At 62.0% G+C, this 16,198-nt stretch carries 19 protein-coding genes; 17 read left to right on the plus strand and 2 right to left on the minus strand.

Features of this window, described 5'->3' with window-relative positions; translation table 11 throughout:
- Positions 1–486 precede the first annotated feature (486 nt).
- Genes rluC through sppA form a run of 3 tightly spaced genes read left to right on the plus strand, consistent with a single transcriptional unit; the run spans position 487 to position 3,095 of the window.
- The gene (gene rluC, locus LRS11_RS13670) at positions 487–1,440 is read left to right on the plus strand and encodes a 23S rRNA pseudouridine(955/2504/2580) synthase RluC (protein WP_173205414.1); all 954 of its coding nucleotides are present in this window, start codon (positions 487–489) and stop codon (positions 1,438–1,440) included.
- The gene (locus LRS11_RS13675; protein WP_260493512.1) at positions 1,400–2,128 is read left to right on the plus strand and encodes an HAD-IA family hydrolase; all 729 of its coding nucleotides are present in this window, start codon (positions 1,400–1,402) and stop codon (positions 2,126–2,128) included. Before rluC ends, LRS11_RS13675 begins: the two co-directional genes overlap by 41 nt.
- On the plus strand, positions 2,118–3,095 hold the full coding sequence (gene sppA / locus LRS11_RS13680; RefSeq protein WP_260493513.1) for a signal peptide peptidase SppA: 978 nt from the start codon (positions 2,118–2,120) through the stop codon (positions 3,093–3,095). Before LRS11_RS13675 ends, sppA begins: the two co-directional genes overlap by 11 nt.
- Before the next feature lie 50 nt (positions 3,096–3,145).
- On the opposite strand, the gene LRS11_RS13685 is transcribed toward sppA, so the two are convergent.
- Positions 3,146–3,724 (minus strand): Maf family protein, encoded by a 579-nt coding sequence (locus tag LRS11_RS13685; protein ID WP_260493514.1) that lies wholly within the window; start codon positions 3,722–3,724, stop codon positions 3,146–3,148.
- 104 nt (positions 3,725–3,828) lie between these two features.
- On the opposite strand from LRS11_RS13685, the gene LRS11_RS13690 reads away from it, so the two are divergent.
- The 13 genes from LRS11_RS13690 (at position 3,829) to LRS11_RS13750 (ending at position 13,924) form a co-directional block, all read left to right on the plus strand.
- Positions 3,829–4,356, plus strand: coding sequence for a YceD family protein (locus LRS11_RS13690; protein WP_182834763.1), 528 nt, complete (start codon positions 3,829–3,831; stop codon positions 4,354–4,356).
- A 13-nt stretch (positions 4,357–4,369) separates the two neighbouring features.
- Positions 4,370–4,552, plus strand: coding sequence for a 50S ribosomal protein L32 (rpmF, locus tag LRS11_RS13695; protein WP_003245185.1), 183 nt, complete (start codon positions 4,370–4,372; stop codon positions 4,550–4,552).
- A gap of 3 nt (positions 4,553–4,555) precedes the next feature.
- Positions 4,556–5,566, plus strand: coding sequence for a phosphate acyltransferase PlsX (gene plsX / locus LRS11_RS13700; protein WP_260493515.1), 1,011 nt, complete (start codon positions 4,556–4,558; stop codon positions 5,564–5,566).
- A 150-nt stretch (positions 5,567–5,716) separates the two neighbouring features.
- Complete coding sequence (fabD, locus tag LRS11_RS13705) at positions 5,717–6,655, plus strand: ACP S-malonyltransferase (protein ID WP_260493516.1); 939 nt, start codon at positions 5,717–5,719, stop codon at positions 6,653–6,655.
- 20 nt (positions 6,656–6,675) lie between these two features.
- Positions 6,676–7,419, plus strand: coding sequence for a 3-oxoacyl-ACP reductase FabG (gene fabG / locus LRS11_RS13710; RefSeq protein WP_182834766.1), 744 nt, complete (start codon positions 6,676–6,678; stop codon positions 7,417–7,419).
- A gap of 189 nt (positions 7,420–7,608) precedes the next feature.
- Positions 7,609–7,842, plus strand: a complete 234-nt coding sequence (gene acpP, locus LRS11_RS13715) for an acyl carrier protein (RefSeq protein WP_160081363.1) — start codon at positions 7,609–7,611, stop codon at positions 7,840–7,842.
- 112 nt (positions 7,843–7,954) lie between these two features.
- Positions 7,955–9,199, plus strand: coding sequence for a beta-ketoacyl-ACP synthase II (gene fabF / locus LRS11_RS13720; protein ID WP_260493517.1), 1,245 nt, complete (start codon positions 7,955–7,957; stop codon positions 9,197–9,199).
- Positions 9,199–10,014, plus strand: coding sequence for an aminodeoxychorismate lyase (gene pabC, locus LRS11_RS13725; protein ID WP_260493518.1), 816 nt, complete (start codon positions 9,199–9,201; stop codon positions 10,012–10,014). The genes fabF and pabC overlap by 1 nt, the downstream gene beginning before the upstream one ends.
- Positions 10,015–10,017: 3 nt before the next feature.
- Positions 10,018–11,055: an endolytic transglycosylase MltG gene (gene mltG, locus LRS11_RS13730; protein WP_260493519.1), complete on the plus strand. Its 1,038-nt coding sequence runs from the start codon at positions 10,018–10,020 to the stop codon at positions 11,053–11,055.
- Between the two features lie 9 nt (positions 11,056–11,064).
- The gene (tmk, locus tag LRS11_RS13735; protein ID WP_260493520.1) at positions 11,065–11,697 is read left to right on the plus strand and encodes a dTMP kinase; all 633 of its coding nucleotides are present in this window, start codon (positions 11,065–11,067) and stop codon (positions 11,695–11,697) included.
- Positions 11,690–12,676, plus strand: coding sequence for a DNA polymerase III subunit delta' (locus LRS11_RS13740; RefSeq protein WP_260493521.1), 987 nt, complete (start codon positions 11,690–11,692; stop codon positions 12,674–12,676). Before tmk ends, LRS11_RS13740 begins: the two co-directional genes overlap by 8 nt.
- Positions 12,677–12,710: 34 nt before the next feature.
- Positions 12,711–13,067, plus strand: a complete 357-nt coding sequence (locus LRS11_RS13745; RefSeq protein ID WP_110682561.1) for a PilZ domain-containing protein — start codon at positions 12,711–12,713, stop codon at positions 13,065–13,067.
- A gap of 74 nt (positions 13,068–13,141) precedes the next feature.
- Positions 13,142–13,924 (plus strand): TatD family hydrolase, encoded by a 783-nt coding sequence (locus LRS11_RS13750; protein ID WP_260493522.1) that lies wholly within the window; start codon positions 13,142–13,144, stop codon positions 13,922–13,924.
- Between the two features lie 383 nt (positions 13,925–14,307).
- Here the strand turns inward: LRS11_RS13750 and LRS11_RS13755 are convergent, their stop codons facing one another.
- Positions 14,308–15,441 carry an aminotransferase class V-fold PLP-dependent enzyme gene (locus LRS11_RS13755; RefSeq protein WP_260493523.1) on the minus strand — a complete coding sequence of 378 codons (1,134 nt, stop codon included), beginning with the start codon at positions 15,439–15,441 and terminating at the stop codon, positions 14,308–14,310.
- A 74-nt stretch (positions 15,442–15,515) separates the two neighbouring features.
- Between LRS11_RS13755 and LRS11_RS13760 the strand changes: the two genes are divergently transcribed.
- A complete protein-coding gene (locus LRS11_RS13760) occupies positions 15,516–16,154 on the plus strand; it encodes a TetR/AcrR family transcriptional regulator (protein ID WP_260493524.1) in 639 nt (212 codons plus the stop codon).
- Positions 16,155–16,198 lie beyond the last annotated feature (44 nt).

Below are 16,198 nucleotides of genomic sequence, written 5' to 3' on the forward strand. Positions count from 1 at the left end.
GAATGGGCGTAAATCATTCCAGTGTCTAGCAACCGTTGGCCTGTGGCGTTTGGGTTGCGACGACGCTCCTGCTTGCTGTGGTGACAGAAGCACTCAGTCAGGGGAGGAATCAACCAGTCGCTGCGGACGATAGTGAAGCGTCTTGATAAAGCTTGTTGCTACGCAGTCCGACGGTTGTGCATCTCCACCCTACACGTATCGCTAAAATCGGGTGCCGCTCGCAGAATCCGCAGCGGGTTAGCATTTTCCGCAAGCTCCCAAAGGGAAGGCTTGCGCGTCTATGGCTCAAGGCGTTGTTTCCGGGATCTTCGCGCTCTTGTGCGGCGAAAGCCCCGTCGGACGGCCTCACGTCCTGAATGGGTTGCGCTCGGCAGGGATGGCAATGTGGCGATCATCCGCTGGCCGGGCCGCTTTTGGCGGCGCTCCCGAGCATATCAGCAATGATTAAGTGCTTCAATTCAATAAAAAATTGTTATGATCGCGGGCATGACTACTCCTGCCTCTCCAACCTCCGGCGTCCAGCTGCTTGAGGTTGCGCCGGATCATGCCGGCCAACGAATCGATAATTTCCTGCTCGCGCGCCTCAAGGGTGTGCCGAAGACGCTTATCTACCGCATTCTGCGCAAAGGCGAAGTGCGGGTTAATAAAGGTCGGATCAAGCCTGAGTACAAGTTGCAGGCTGGCGATATCGTGCGGGTTCCGCCGCTGCGTCTACCTGAGCGTGACGAGCCGGTGCCGCTTGCTCAGGGGTTGCTTGAGCGTCTGGAGGCGGCCATCGTCTATGAGGACAAGGCGCTGATCGTGCTGAACAAGCCGACCGGGATTGCCGTGCATGGCGGTAGTGGCCTGAATTACGGGGTCATCGAAGCTTTTCGTCAGTTGCGCCCGGATGCCAAGGATATTGAGCTGGTCCATCGCCTGGATCGCGACACCTCCGGCCTGCTGATGATTGCCAAGAAGCGCAGCATGCTGCGTCACCTGCACGAGGCCTTGCGTGGTGATGGCGTCGACAAGCGCTACATGGCGCTGGTGCGCGGCAGTTGGCCGACGGCAAAGAAGAAGATCAGTGCGCCGTTGCTGAAGAGCAACTTGCGTTCCGGTGAGCGCATGGTCGAGGTCAATCCTGAGGGTAAGGAGGCTTTGACCGTATTCCGCGTGCTGCGCCGTTTCGGCGAGTTCGCTACGCTGGTCGAGGCGAGTCCGATTACCGGGCGCACCCACCAGATTCGCGTGCATGCCCAGTACGCCGGACATTCGATTGCCGGTGACCCCAAGTACGGCGACGACGACTTTTCCCACGAAGTGCGCGACCTGGGTGGCAAGCGCCTGTTCCTGCATGCCTATGCACTGAAGATCACCTTGCCGGAAGGGCAGGTGCTCGAGGTGGAGGCGCCCGTCGATGAAATGTGGGTGCGTACCCTGGAGCGACTCGGTGCGTGACTATCGGCTGTTGATCTTCGATTGGGATGGCACGCTGGTGGATTCCATTGGTCGTATCGTTGCGGCCATGCGTCTGGCGGCCGAGCAGTGCGGCTTGCCGCAGCTTGATGATGCGGCGATCAAGGGCATTATCGGCTTGGGTTTGCCCGAGGCCATTCGCAGTCTGTATCCGCAGATTGAGGACTACGCGTTGGTCGAGCGCTTTCGCGCTGCTTACAGTGATCAGTATCTGCTGCTGGAAGGTGAGCCTTCGGCTTTGTTTCCTGGCGTAGCCGATTCGCTTGAGGTATTTCGTGCGCAGGGCTATCGCCTGGCGGTGGCGACCGGCAAGAGTCGCCATGGCCTGCAGCGGGTGCTGCGGGGGCGTGGCTGGCTGGATTATTTCGATGTCACGCGCTGCGCCGACGAGACGGCCAGCAAGCCGCATCCGCTGATGCTGCACGAAATCCTCACCCATTGCCGCATGGCGCCCGAGCAGGCGCTGATGGTGGGGGATTCGGTGTTCGATCTGCAGATGGCCAGCAATGCCGGTATCGATTCGGTGGCGGTGGGTTTCGGCGCGCAGCCACTGGACAGTTTACGGGCTCACGGGCCGCGCCTGGCCATCAATGAGTTTTCCGAGTTGCGCACCTGGTTGGGTGCGCGCACACATGAAAAGACGCTTGGGGTGGGTGAATATGTCGGATGAATGGAAAGCATCGGCCGCTGGTGGCGACGATAAGAGCTGGAAGTTGCTGGAAAAAACCCTGCTGGCCGGTGTGCAGGAGCAGCGTCGTGCGCGGCGCTGGGGGATTTTCTTCAAGGCGCTGACCTTTATCTACCTGTTTGGTGCGCTGGCGCTGTTCATTCCCAAGCTGGATCTGCAGCAGAGTGCCGGGGTCGGCAAGGAGCACACCGCGCTGATCGAGGTGCGCGGGGTGATCATGGCGGATGAAGAGGCCAGTGCTGACAATGTGGTCAGCAGTCTGCGTGCCGCCTTCGAGGACCCGAAGACCAAGGGCATCGTGCTGCGCATCAACAGCCCGGGCGGCAGTCCGGTGCAGTCCGGCTACATCTACGACGAGATCAAGCGCCTGCGCGGCGAGCACCCGGACACTAAGGTGTATGCGGTGATCAGCGATCTGGGGGCTTCCGGCGCCTATTACATTGCCAGCGCTGCCGATCAGATCTATGCCGACAAGGCCAGCCTGGTGGGGTCCATCGGCGTTACGGCGGCCACTTTCGGTTTTGTCGGGGTGATGGAAAAGGTCGGCGTGGATCGTCGCGTCTACACCTCGGGTGAGCACAAGGCATTCCTCGATCCGTTCCAGCCGCAGAAGGCCGAGGAAACCCAATTCTGGCAAGGCGTGCTGGAAACCACCCACAAGCAGTTTATCGATAGCGTGAAGAAGGGCCGTGGCGAGCGCCTGAAAACTGCAGAGCATCCGGAGTTGTTCTCCGGGTTGATCTGGTCGGGTGAGCAGGCCCTTGAGCTGGGGCTGATCGACGCGCTGGGTAGCAGTAGTTTCGTCGCGCGCGAAGTGATCAAGGCGAAAGACATCGTCGATTACACGCACGAAGATACCCCGTTCGATCGCTTTGCCAAGAAACTGGGCGCCAGTGTGGCGGAGCGTCTGGCCATCGTGATGGGCTTCCAGGGGCCGTCGCTGCGCTGAGGTGTTGCTGTCGAAGAGGCCCGGCTTGCCGGGCTTCTTCATTTATAGGTTCAGGGAATGCTCAGGCCTTCGTTGTGCAGCATGCTGACCAGGCGGATCAGTGGTAGGCCGATCAGGCTGGTGGCGTCCGTGCCTTCGGTGGCGCGGAACAGGCTGACGCCGAGTCCTTCGGCCTTGAAACTGCCGGCGCAGTCGTAGGGTTGCTCGGCCTGCAGATAGCGGGTGATCTGCGCTTCGTTGAGTGAGCGAAAATGTACGGTGAAAGGCGCGACGTCGACCTGGCACTGCCCCGTGCTGCTGTTGAGCAGGGCCAGGCTGGTGAGGAAAGTAACGCTGTTGCCGCTGGCTGCCAGTAGCTGATGTTTGGCGCGGGCAAAGTCATGGGGCTTGCCGATGATCTGCTCGCCCAGCACGGCGACCTGGTCCGAGCCGATGATCAGGTGGTGTGGATATTGTTCGCTCAGGGCGCGCGCCTTGGCTTCGGCGAGGCGGCGTACCAGCGCTACGGCGCTTTCGCCCGCTACCGGTGTTTCGTCGATATCCGGGCTGCTCCATATAAAAGGATGGCGCAGGCGGGCCAATAGTTCGCGGCGGTACGCCGAGCTTGAGGCAAGTACCAGAGGTAGCATGGGCTTCTCCCGAAAAGAGGCGGATTTTAGCCAGTGCGCTGCCTGGCGCACAGGGCCGAATTTCCTTTGACAGGGTGGGGGTGCATCCCTAGAATGTCGCGCCTATGTTGAATGGACCGATTCCACCCCACGTTGATCCGCGCAAACTCGCTGATCGCGGCGTTACCCTCGAAGGGTCGATGCCGCTGGCAAGTTTCGAGCGTCTCTGCGACCCGCTGGTCGATAACGCCGGCATGGTGCACGCGAAGCTAGCCTTCGTGCGTGGTGAGCGACGTGCTGTGAGTATTCACAGTGAGCTCAAGGTTGAGGTCAAGATGATTTGCCAGCGTTGTCTGGAACTGGTCGTCCTGCCGATCCAAAGCGAGTGTGATTACGCGGTGGTGAAGGAAGGTGCGGATACCCAGTCGCTGCCCCAGGGCTATGACGTGCTGGAAGTGGGTGAGGATCCTCTGGATCTGCTGGCGTTGGTCGAAGATGAGCTGTTGCTCGCTCTGCCCATCATTCCGGCCCACGCCCATGAAGATTGCCAGCAGCCGGCCGGTCTCGAAGAGCCCGAGTCGAGCGAGGACGAGGTACCGCGGTCCAACCCGTTCAGTGTTTTGGCGCAGTTAAAGCGTGACCCAAACGTTTAGGAGTTAATCAGTTATGGCTGTTCAGCAGAACAAAAAATCCCGCTCTGCCCGCGACATGCGTCGTTCCCACGATGCGCTCGAGGCCAGCACTCTGTCCGTCGAGAAGAGCACCGGTGAAGTTCACCTGCGCCACCACGTATCTCCGGAAGGCGTATACCGTGGTCGCAAAGTGATCGACAAGGGCGCTGACGAGTAATCCTTGTCCGCTCCGTTGATCGCGATTGATGCAATGGGTGGGGACTTCGGTCCCCACTGCATTGTTCCAGCCAGCATCGCCTGTCTGGTTGAGTTCCCCTCGTTACATCTGGTCCTCGTCGGCCAAGCCCCCATTCTTGAAGAATTGATCGCCCGGCATCCTGCTGTGGATCGCGCACGCCTGCACGTTGAGCATGCCAGCGAAGTGATCGGCATGGACGAGCGTCCCTCCCAGGCGCTGCGTGGCAAGCCGGATGCCTCCATGCGTGTGGCGCTGGAGCTGGTGCGCAGTGGTCGCGCGCAGGCCTGCGTCAGTGCCGGCAATACCGGGGCCTTGATGGCTCTGTCGCGCTATGTGCTGAAAACCCTGCCGGGCATCGATCGCCCGGCGATGGTCAGTCCAGTGCCGACCGCTACCGGCAGTTGCCAGCTGCTCGATCTGGGGGCGAACGTCGATTGCAGTGCCGAGCACCTCTACCAGTTTGCCGTAATGGGCTCGGTGGCCGCCGAAGCGCTGGGTGTCGCCAATCCGCGAGTGGCGCTGCTGAATGTCGGCACCGAAGAAGTAAAGGGCAATCAGCAGGTCAAGCTGGCGGCGAGCCTGTTGCAGCAGGCCCAGGGCTTGAATTACACCGGGTTCATCGAGGGTGACGGCCTCTATCGTGGCGAGGCGGATGTGGTGGTGTGCGACGGTTTCGTCGGCAATATCCTGCTCAAGTCCAGTGAAGGTTTGGCTGCGATGATCTCGGCACGGATCGAAAACCTGTTTACCGCCAATATCGCTGCGCGACTGGTAGGCAGCATGGCCTTGCCACTGCTGCGTCGTTTGCAGGGCGATCTGACGCCGGCGCGGCACAACGGTGCAAGCTTTCTCGGCCTGCAGGGCATTGTGGTGAAAAGCCACGGTGCCGCGGGTGTCGAGGGTTTCCAGAGTGCCATTCGTCGCGCCCTGATCGAAGTACGCGAAAACCTGCCGCAGCGCCTGCATGGGCGCCTCGAAGATCTGTTGCTCTAGCCGATTCCACGGCGTGCATTCGAACATCTGAGAAAACCTGCGGTCTGGTCTGTGACCGCAGGTTTTTCCGTGTCATCCAATCTGCAGTCCTGTGCCTGGCTCTGCCGGGTATGCAATCCCCCAATGATCAGTAGATAAGGGAAAGTTTTGATGTCTACCTCCCTCGCATTTGTCTTTCCTGGCCAAGGTTCGCAATCGCTCGGCATGCTGGCCGAGATCGGCGCACAGCAGCCGCTGATCCGCGATACGTTCAGCGAAGCAACCGATGCCCTCGGCTATGACCTGTGGGCACTGACCCAGCAAGGGCCGGAAGAGCAGCTCAACCAGACTGACAAGACCCAGCCGGCCATCCTGGCGGCTTCCATTGCTCTGTGGCGTCTGTGGCAGGCTGAAGGTGGTGCGCAGCCATCTTTCGTCGCCGGGCATAGCCTGGGCGAGTACTCGGCGCTGGTGGCGGCTGGCAGCATCGGCTTTGCCGAGGCGATCAAACTGGTCGAGCTGCGTGGCCAGTTGATGCAGCAGGCCGTGCCGGCCGGGCAGGGCGGCATGGCGGCGATTCTCGGCCTGGACGATGCCGATGTACTGGCAGCCTGCGCCGAAGCAGCCAATGGCGAAGTGGTCAGTGCGGTGAATTTCAACGCCCCGGGCCAAGTGGTAATTGCCGGTGGTGCGGCCGCCGTCGAGCGCGCCATCGAGGCGTGCAAGGCGCGTGGCGCCAAGCGTGCCATGCCGCTGCCGGTCAGCGTGCCGTCGCACTGTGCGCTGATGCGCCCGGCGGCAGAGAAATTCGCCGAGGCGGTCGCCGCCCTGAACTGGCAGGCGCCGCAGATTGCCCTGGTGCAGAACGTCACGGCGGCGGTGCCGGCTGACCTCGATAGCCTCAAGCGTGATCTGCTGGCACAGCTCTACAGCCCGGTGCGCTGGGTGGAAACCATCGTGCTGCTGGCTGAGCAAGGCGTCACCGACCTGGTCGAGTGCGGCCCCGGCAAGGTCCTTGCAGGCTTGAACAAGCGCTGCGTCAAAGGCATCAATACCCACAACCTGGAAACCCCGGACGCTTTCGCAGCGGTTCGCGCGGCGCTGGTTTGATTAAGCAAGGAGAGACCTCTATGAGTCTGCAAGGCAAGGTTGCATTGGTAACGGGCGCCAGCCGTGGCATCGGTCAGGCTATCGCTTTCGAACTGGGTCGCCAGGGCGCCGTGGTCATCGGTACCGCCACCTCCGCAGCGGGTGCTGAGCGTATTGGTGAAGCGCTCAAGGCCGAGGGTATTCAGGGCGCTGGCCTGGTTCTGGATGTCGGCAGCGATGAGTCGGTAGCTGCCGTTCTCGAGCAGATCCAGAAGGATTTCGGTGCCGTGGCCATTCTGGTCAACAATGCCGGCATCACCCGCGACAACCTGATGCTGCGGATGAAGGATGACGAGTGGTTCGATGTCATCAACACCAACCTCAACAGCCTGTTCCGCCTGTCCAAGGCCGTGCTGCGCGGCATGACCAAGGCCCGTTGGGGTCGCATCATCAGCATCGGCTCGGTGGTCGGCGCCATGGGCAACGCCGGGCAGGTCAACTACGCTGCCGCCAAGGCCGGTCTGGAAGGCTTTGGTCGCGCCCTGGCGCGTGAGGTAGGTTCGCGTGCCATCACCGTTAACTCGGTGGCGCCGGGCTTTATCGATACCGATATGACCCGCGAGCTGCCGGAAGCCCAGCGCGAAGCGCTGTTGACCCAGATTCCACTGGGCCGTCTGGGCCAGGCCGAGGAAATCGCCAAGGTGGTCGGCTTCCTCGCCTCGGACGGCGCAGCCTATGTCACTGGCGCGACTGTGCCGGTGAATGGCGGCATGTACATGAGCTGAATGTGACTCGGCGCTTCAGGAAATTGTCATAAAAGCTGTCTAAAGTCCGTTACAAAAGTGCAATCAGCGGCAGACAGCGCTGTGAACTGTTCTGGAAGGGCTTGGCGTTTGGCTTGAAAGTTAGAAAACCCTTTCTATACACTGCGGCTCAGCTGCACGGATCTTTTTCCATAGGAGTGAAAACTAGACATGAGCACCATCGAAGAACGCGTCAAGAAAATCGTCGCCGAGCAACTGGGCGTTAAAGAAGACGAAGTCACCAACAGTGCTTCCTTCGTCGAAGACCTGGGTGCCGACTCCCTTGACACCGTTGAGCTGGTGATGGCTCTGGAAGAGGAATTCGAGACCGAAATCCCGGACGAGCAAGCTGAGAAGATCACCACCGTTCAGGAAGCCATCGACTACATCAACGCCCACGGCTGATTGATCGTAATCGACGGTTTTCGGACCAGGAAAAGCCGCACTGCCCCTCACGAGGCGTGCGGTTTTTCTTTAATGGGCCGCTTAGTGGCAAATAGAACAAGAGGATTTCGCAGTGTCGCGTAGACGCGTAGTGGTTACCGGTATGGGCATGCTGTCGCCTTTGGGCGTCGATGTAGCCAGCAGTTGGCAGGGCATTCTGGCCGGCCGCAGTGGCATCGGCCTGATCGAGCATATGGACCTGTCCGCTTACTCCACTCGTTTCGGCGGCTCGGTCAGGGGCTTCAATGTCGAGGAGTACCTGAGCGCCAAGGAAGCCCGCAAGCTTGACCTGTTCATCCAATACGGTCTGGCAGCCAGCTTTCAGGCGATGCGTGATTCCGGTCTGGAAGTCACCGACGCCAATCGCGAACGCATCGGTGTGGCCATGGGCTCCGGTATCGGCGGCCTGACCAACATCGAGAACAACTGCAAATCGCTGTTCGAGCAGGGGCCGCGGCGCATTTCGCCGTTCTTCGTGCCTGGCTCGATCATCAACATGATTTCCGGCTTCCTGTCGATCCACCTGGGTCTGCAGGGGCCGAACTATGCCATCGCCACAGCATGCACCACGGGCACCCACTGCATTGGCATGGCCGCGCGCAATATCGCCTATGGCGAAGCCGACGTGATGGTTGCTGGCGGCGCCGAGATGGCCACCAGTGGCCTGGGCATGGGCGGTTTTGGTGCTGCCCGTGCGCTGTCGACCCGTAACGACGATCCGACCAAGGCCAGTCGCCCGTGGGACAAGGGGCGTGATGGCTTCGTCCTGTCCGACGGTGCCGGCGCCCTGGTTCTGGAAGAGCTGGAGCACGCCAAGGCGCGCGGCGCGACCATCTATGCCGAACTGGTCGGTTTCGGCATGAGTGGCGATGCCTACCATATGACCTCGCCGCCAGAAGACGGTGCCGGTGCGGCGCGCTGCATGAAGAATGCGCTGCGCGATGCCGGTTTGAACGCCGATCAGGTGCAGTACATCAACGCCCACGGCACCTCGACCTCGGCGGGCGACAAGGCCGAAGCGGCGGCGGTCAAGTCGGTATTTGGTGATAGCGCCTACAAGCTGTCGGTCAGCTCGACCAAGTCGATGACCGGCCACCTGCTCGGTGCTGCCGGTGCGGTCGAGGCGATCTTCAGCGTGCTGGCCCTGCGTGATCAGGTGGCGCCGCCGACCATCAATCTGGATGAGCCGGACGACGGTTGCGATCTGGACTTCGTCGCCCATCAGGCCAAGGCCCTGCCGATCGACGCGGTACTGTCCAACTCCTTCGGTTTTGGCGGCACCAACGGCTCGCTGGTGTTCCGCCGGTTCGCCGGCTGATGCTGAGCTGGGTCGACGGCCAGCCGGCCACGCAGCTGTCCATCCTGGATCGCGGCCTGGCCTATGGCGATGGTCTGTTCGAGACCATCGCCGTGCAGCGCGGCCAGCCGCGCTTGCTGGCGCGGCACCTGGGGCGCCTGCAGCAGGGCGCGCAACGCCTGTCCCTGGCGCTTGATCTGCAAATCGTGCAGGACGAGTTATTGGCCTTCTGTGCCGAGCTGGGCGAAGGCGTGGCCAAGTTGATCGTCACCCGTGGCGAAGGCTTGCGCGGTTATGCGCCGCCGCAGCCAAGCCGGCCCTGCCGCGTTCTGTTGGGTAATTCCGCACCTGCCTATCCAGCTGTGCATGCCGAGCAGGGCGTGCGCCTGTTCCCCTGTGCCACTCGCCTGGCCGAGCAGCCGCTGCTGGCCGGTCTCAAACACCTCAATCGCCTCGAACAGGTCCTGGCCCGTGCCGAATGGCAAGACCCGGCTTATGCCGAGGGTTTGATGTGCAACAGCTCGGGGCGGGTGATCGAAGGGGTCTACAGCAACCTGTTCCTGTGCCGGGATGGTCAGTTGCTGACGGCCGATCTGTCGCGCTGTGGCGTGGCGGGCGTAATGCGGGCCGAGGTGCTGGCCCAGGCCGAAGCGCTCGGGATAGCCGTGCAAATCCGTGATATCAGCCGTGCTGAGCTGCTCGGCGCCGATGAAGTGTTTCTCTGCAACAGCCTCTATGGCATCTGGCCGGTGCGTGAATTGCAGGGCCACGACTGGCCGGTAGGCCCGCTCACCCGTAAACTGCAGGCCATTATCCGCAGTCTTCTGGATTCCTGATTCGTGATTCGCAAGTTTTTGCTGCTGCTCACCGCAGCTGTGCTGCTGCTCGTGTTGTCTTTGGCGCTGGCGGCCTGGCGTATGCATTCGGTGTTGCAGCAACCGCTGCAGCTCAGCGAGGAGCGCCTGCTGATTGTCGAGCCGGGCGCTACACCCGGCGGTCTGCTCAATCAGCTAGAGAGCGAAGGCGTGCTGGATGGCGCCTTCTGGTTGCGCCTGTACTGGCGTTTCAACCTGACCGGGCAGCCGCTGCACAGTGGCGAGTATCGCCTGCTGCCAGCCCAGACTACCAAGGATCTGCTCGGCATCTGGCAGCGTGGCGAGGTGGTGCAATACAGCCTGACCCTCGTCGAAGGCTGGAGCTTTCGCCAGGTACGCGCAGCCCTGCACAAACAGGTTGCCCTGAAGCAGACCCTGGCCGAGCTCGACGATGCGGCCCTGATGGCCAAACTCGGTCAGCCTGGCGCCAACCCCGAGGGGCGCTTCTTCCCGGACACCTATCGCTATGTGCGCGGCATGAGCGACTTCGATCTGCTCAAGCAGGCCCATGCTCGCCTGACCGAGGTGCTGGAAGAGGAGTGGCAGCAGCGCGCCGAGGGTCTGCCCTATCGCAAGCCTTACGATGCGTTGATCATGGCTTCCATGGTGGAGAAGGAGACCGGTGTGCCGGCCGAGCGTGGCCAGATCGCCGGTGTGTTCGTCCGCCGTCTGCGTATGGGCATGCGCCTGCAGACCGATCCGACAGTGATCTTCGGCCTCGGCGAGCGTTATAACGGCAACCTCACGCGCGCCCATCTGCGTGAGCCGACGCCGTATAACACCTACACCATCGATGGCATGCCACCGACGCCGATTGCCCTGGTCGGCCGCGAGGCGATCCATGCTGCATTGCACCCGGTGGCGGGCAAGAGCCTGTATTTCGTCGCGCGCGGCGACGGCAGCCATGTATTCTCCGACTCCCTGGAGCAGCACAACCGCGCGGTGAGCGAATATCAGCTCAAGCGGCGTGCCGACTACCGTTCCAGTCCAGCCCCCCAATAAGGATCATCCGTGAGCGGTCTGTTCATCACCCTCGAAGGCCCGGAAGGGGCCGGCAAAAGCACCAACCGCGAGTACCTTGCCGAGCGCCTGCGCGAGCAGGGCATCGAGGTGCTGCTGACTCGCGAGCCGGGCGGTACACCGCTGGCCGAGCGTATCCGCGAGTTGCTGCTGGCGCCGAGCGCTGAGCAGATGGCCGCCGATACCGAGCTGCTGCTGGTCTTTGCCGCGCGTGCCCAGCATCTGGCGCAGGTCATAGTGCCGGCACTGGGCCGTGGCACGGTGGTGCTCTGTGACCGTTTTACCGATGCCACTTATGCCTATCAGGGCGGCGGGCGCGGCCTGTCCACGGCGCGTATCGCCCAGCTGGAAAGTTTCGTGCAGGGCGAGCTGCGTCCCGACCTGACCCTGGTGTTCGACCTGCCGGTGGAAGTCGGCCTGTCGCGCGCGGCTGCCCGTGGTCGTCTGGATCGCTTCGAGCAGGAAGGCCAGAGCTTCTTCGAAGCCGTGCGGCAGACCTATCTGCAGCGTGCAGCCGCCGCGCCGGCACGCTACCGCGTACTGGACGCCGCGCAGTCGCTGGCTGGCGTGCAGCAGTCCATCGATCGACTGCTGCCGGAAATCCTGGAGCGTTGCCGTGGCTGAAGCCTATCCCTGGCAGCAGGGCCTGTGGCAGCAACTGGCCGGTCGCCAGCAGCATGCCCATGCCTACCTGCTGCATGGCCCGGCCGGCATTGGCAAGCGTGCTCTGGCCGAGCGCCTGATGGCGTTGCTGTTGTGCCACAAACCGGTTGGCCTGGAGGCCTGCGGGCAGTGCAAGGGCTGCTACCTGCTGGCCGCGGGGACTCACCCGGATAACTACGTGCTGGAGCCGGAAGAGGCGGACAAGGCGATCAAGGTCGACCAGGTCCGCGATCTGGTCAGTTTCGTGGTGCAGACCGCCCAGCTCGGCGGACGCAAGGTCGTCCTGCTGGAGCCGGTGGAGGCGATGAACATCAATGCCGCCAACGCCCTGCTGAAGAGTTTGGAAGAGCCGGCCGGCAACACTGTGCTGCTGCTGGTCAGCCATCAGCCCAGCCGCCTGTTGCCGACCGTGAAAAGCCGCTGCGTGCAGCAGGCCTGCCCGCTGCCGGACCAGGCCAGCAGCCTGGCCTGGCTGGCCGAAGCACTGCCGGAGTGCGGCGAGGACGAGCGCCGCGAGCTGCTCACCCTGGCTGCCGGTTCGCCACTGGCCGCTCGCCGCCTGCACCAGCAGGGCGTGCGCGAACAGCGCGCACTGGTGGTCGATGGGGTGAAGAAGCTGCTCAAGCAGCAGGCCAGTGCCAGCCAGTTGGCCGAGGCGTGGAAGACCATGCCGATGATCATGCTGTTCGACTGGTTCTGTGACTGGAGCCAGGCCATGCTGCGCTACCAGCTGACCCGCGACGAAGCGGGGCTGGGCCTGGCCGATATGCACAAGGTGGTGCAGTATCTGGCAGACAAGACCCCGCAGCCGAAGCTGCTGGCCATGCAGGATTGGCTGCTACAACAGCGGCAAAAAGTGCTCGGCAAGGCCAACCTGAACAGTGTCTTGCTTCTCGAAGCATTGCTGGTGCAGTGGGCAAGCCTGCCTGGACCGGGCTAGAATCGAAAATTGGATAGTTTGCTAGGAATGCCGCATGAGCTTGCCACCCAATCTTGGCCCGCGTAACGGAATCCTGTCCCTGACCATCAAGGACAAGTCCGTGCTCTACGCCGCCTATATGCCTTTCATCAAGAATGGCGGCTTGTTCATTCCCACCGCCAAGAGCTACAAGCTCGGTGATGAAGTGTTCATGTTGCTCAACCTGATGGACGAACCGGAGAAGATTCCGGTCGCCGGCAAGGTCGTCTGGATCACCCCGAAAGGTGCCCAGGGCAACCGCGCTGCCGGCGTCGGTGTGCAGTTCAACGATGGCGACAACACCGCGCGCAACAAGATCGAGACCTACCTGGCCGGCGCGCTGAAGTCGGATCGTCCGACCCACACCATGTAAGATCGCCTCGCCCGAGGCTGCAGTCGAAAGCGCCCGGATCGGGCGCTTTGTCATTTTCAGAGATTAGAAACACCATGCTGGTTGATTCCCACTGCCACCTCGACCGCCTCGACCTGGCTATCCATAACGGTTCCCTGGATGCCGCCCTCGACGCGGCGCGCGTTCGTGGTGTGCAGCATTTCCTCTGCATCGGCGTCAGTGCCGCCAACGCCGCTGCAGTCAAAGGCCTGGCCGAGCAGTACGCCGATGTCGATTGCTCGGTGGGTGTGCATCCGCTGGATCTGCAGCCGGGCGCCGCTCCGGTTCTTGACTGGCTGCTGGCCGAGCTCAACCACCCGCATGTGGTGGCCATCGGCGAAACCGGTCTGGACTACCACTACGAGCCCGAAGCAGCGGAGCTGCAGCAGCAGTCCTTTCGCCTGCATCTGGACGCCGCGCGCATCACCGGCAAACCGGTGATCGTGCATACCCGCGAGGCGCGTGCCGATACCCTGGCCTTGCTGCGCGAAGCCGCCTTGCCGCAGGCCGGCGTACTGCACTGTTTCACCGAAGACTGGGACATGGCCAAGGCCGCGCTGGATCTGGGCTTCTATATTTCCCTGTCCGGTATCGTCACCTTCCGCAATGCCGATGCCTTGCGCGAAGTGGCGCGCAAGGTGCCGGCCGATCGCTTGCTGGTGGAGACCGACTCGCCTTACCTGGCGCCGATTCCCTACCGCGGCAAGGCCAACCTGCCGCAGTACGTGCGCGAGGTGGCCGAGTTCCTGTCGCTGGTGCGCGGCGAGCGTTTCGAGGATCTGGCCGCGCAGACCACGGCCAACTTCAAGCGTTTGTTTCCGCTGGCCCGCGTAGCCTGAGACATTGCCCGTAAGGAGTGAGCCCGCCGTCTTCGACGGAGCGCTGTCGCGCAGCAAGCTGGCTCCTACAGGTCTCCGTGCAGATTTGATTTTTACATGTAAAACAAAGAGTTATTTTTTGTTTGATGAGGGTGAGCCCGCTGGCGGAGGGGGATCTCGCCAAATCGCAGGCAAAAAAAACCCGGACTCTGGGGGATGAATCCGGGTTAAGACCATTAGGAGTAAATCAAGATACGCGGTCCACGGTACCTTGACTGGCGGGGCACTTGGGGGGAGATGCCGCGCACCAGTAAGCTCAAGTATTGGTCATGTTTCCTCATCGTCCAGGCAGGTTGCCGCGGTTTTTTAAACAGATTTGGAATACCGCGATGGCTGCTGAGCACTCAGCCATGTGCCATCTGGCCCAGTAGCGCCAGCGTCTGCTCGATCACAGCAAAATCCGTGTAGAAATGCGGTGAAAAGCGCACACCTTTACCCCGTTGCGCACAAATCACCTGTTTTGCCCGCAGCTGGGTAAACAGCTGCTGGTTATTCCAGCCAGCCAGGCTGAAGGTGAGGATGCCGGCACGGCGCGCCGTTTCCACTGGGCTGTGCAAACTGATGCCGGGCAAGCGCAACAAACCTTGCTGCAGCTGCAGCATGCGCTCCTCCAGCAGTGCGCCGACCTTGCTCATGCCGACCTCTTCCAGTAGCGAAAGACTCGCCTCCAGGGCCATGGCGCCGAGCATGTTCGGGCTGCCGCATTCAAAGCGGCGGGCGCTGCGGGCCGGTTGCCAGTCAGTGCGGTCGTAATCGCCGGCATGCTCGAGCATGTGCCAGCCGTATTCATGCAGGGTCAGTTGCTCGCGCAGATCACTGCGGCAATAGAACACGCCCAGGCCTTCCGGGCCGAGCAGCCACTTGTGCCCGTCGGCCATGGCGAAGGCGCAGCCGCTGGCCTGTACATCGAAGGGTAGGGCGCCGAGCTGCTGGATGGCATCGACGCAGAACAACACGTCCTTGCCCGCGCAGCCGGCACCGAGGCGCGGGAGATCCAGGCGCAGGCCGCTGGCGTATTGCACGGCACTGATCGACAGCAGTCGCGTGCGCGGCCCACAGGCGGCCAGCAGATCGGCTTCCGGATCGCGGCCTTGTAGGCTGACCTGGATCACTTCGACGCCGCGCGGCTTGAGTGCCTCCCAGACGATGCGGTTGGACGGGAACTCTTCGTCGCTGATGACGACCTGGTCGCCGGGGCGCCAGTCGAGACCGAAGGCGACGAACGACAGGGCCTCTGAAGTGTTCTTGACCAGGGCGATATCGGCGCGGCTCGGTGCATTCAGCAGGCGCTGCAGGCGTTCACGCAAGCTCTGCTCGACCTTCAGCCACTGCGGGTAGTCGCGGGCGCCGAGCCGGCTGTTCTGCTCGGCAAACTGGCGCACGGCCTCTGCGGCGCGCTTGGGCCAGGGGGCTACAGCGGCATGATTGAGATAGAACAGGCCGGGTTCCTGGGGAAACTCATCGGAAAACACTGACATAGGCGATGATCCGTGCAATTTGGCGCTGAACAGGCATAATAACGCGCCCTGATTTTTCATCCTGTAGTCACTTTATGAACAAAGAACCTCGCAAAGTCCGTGAATTCCGCCGTCGCGAACAGGAAATTCTCGATACCGCGCTGAAGCTCTTCCTCGAGCAGGGTGAAGACAGCGTAACCGTTGAGATGATCGCCGACGCGGTGGGCATCGGCAAAGGCACCATCTACAAGCACTTCAAGTCGAAGGCGGAGGTCTACCTGCGCCTGATGCTCGACTACGAGCGCGATCTCAACGAGCTGCTGCACTCGGCCGATGTCGACCGCGATAAGGAAGCCCTGTCGCGTGCCTACTTCGAGTTCCGCATGCGTGACCCGCAACGCTACCGTCTGTTCGACCGCCTGGAAGAGAAGGTGGTCAAGGGCAATCAGGTACCGGAGATGGTCGAGCAGCTGCACAAGATCCGTGCCTCCAACTTCGAGCGTCTGACCTTGCTGATCAAGGGCCGCATCGCCGAAGGCAAGCTGGAAGACGTACCGCCGTACTTCCACTACTGCGCGGCCTGGGCCCTGGTACACGGCGCCGTGGCGCTGTACCACTCGCCGTTCTGGAGCAACGTGCTGGAAGACCAGGACGGTTTCTTCCAGTTCCTCATGGACATCGGCGTGCGCATGGGCAACAAGCGCAAGCGCGACGGCGACACCCCGGCTGCCTGACGTGATATTCAGCCTGCCAATGATGCACTTTGCGCAGTCGGCGG

The sequence above is a fragment of the Pseudomonas sp. J452 genome (assembly GCF_024666525.1).
Taxonomy (GTDB): Bacteria; Pseudomonadota; Gammaproteobacteria; order Pseudomonadales; family Pseudomonadaceae; genus Aquipseudomonas.

Excerpts from the sequence above, each read along its gene's own strand:
- LRS11_RS13760 (WP_260493524.1), top strand. The coding sequence starts at position 15,516 with ATGAACAAAGAACCTCGCAAAGTCCGTGAATTCCGCCGTCGCGAACAG.
- LRS11_RS13750 (WP_260493522.1), top strand. The coding sequence starts at position 13,142 with ATGCTGGTTGATTCCCACTGCCACCTCGACCGCCTCGACCTGGCTATC.
- fabD (WP_260493516.1), top strand. The coding sequence starts at position 5,717 with ATGTCTACCTCCCTCGCATTTGTCTTTCCTGGCCAAGGTTCGCAATCG.
- pabC (WP_260493518.1), top strand. The coding sequence starts at position 9,199 with ATGCTGAGCTGGGTCGACGGCCAGCCGGCCACGCAGCTGTCCATCCTG.
- LRS11_RS13755 (WP_260493523.1), bottom strand. The coding sequence starts at position 15,441 with ATGTCAGTGTTTTCCGATGAGTTTCCCCAGGAACCCGGCCTGTTCTAT.
- LRS11_RS13685 (WP_260493514.1), bottom strand. The coding sequence starts at position 3,724 with ATGCTACCTCTGGTACTTGCCTCAAGCTCGGCGTACCGCCGCGAACTA.
- rpmF (WP_003245185.1), top strand. The coding sequence starts at position 4,370 with ATGGCTGTTCAGCAGAACAAAAAATCCCGCTCTGCCCGCGACATGCGT.
- fabG (WP_182834766.1), top strand. The coding sequence starts at position 6,676 with ATGAGTCTGCAAGGCAAGGTTGCATTGGTAACGGGCGCCAGCCGTGGC.
- LRS11_RS13690 (WP_182834763.1), top strand. The coding sequence starts at position 3,829 with ATGTTGAATGGACCGATTCCACCCCACGTTGATCCGCGCAAACTCGCT.
- rluC (WP_173205414.1), top strand. The coding sequence starts at position 487 with ATGACTACTCCTGCCTCTCCAACCTCCGGCGTCCAGCTGCTTGAGGTT.
- LRS11_RS13675 (WP_260493512.1), top strand. The coding sequence starts at position 1,400 with ATGAAATGTGGGTGCGTACCCTGGAGCGACTCGGTGCGTGACTATCGG.
- LRS11_RS13745 (WP_110682561.1), top strand. The coding sequence starts at position 12,711 with ATGAGCTTGCCACCCAATCTTGGCCCGCGTAACGGAATCCTGTCCCTG.
- sppA (WP_260493513.1), top strand. The coding sequence starts at position 2,118 with ATGTCGGATGAATGGAAAGCATCGGCCGCTGGTGGCGACGATAAGAGC.
- acpP (WP_160081363.1), top strand. The coding sequence starts at position 7,609 with ATGAGCACCATCGAAGAACGCGTCAAGAAAATCGTCGCCGAGCAACTG.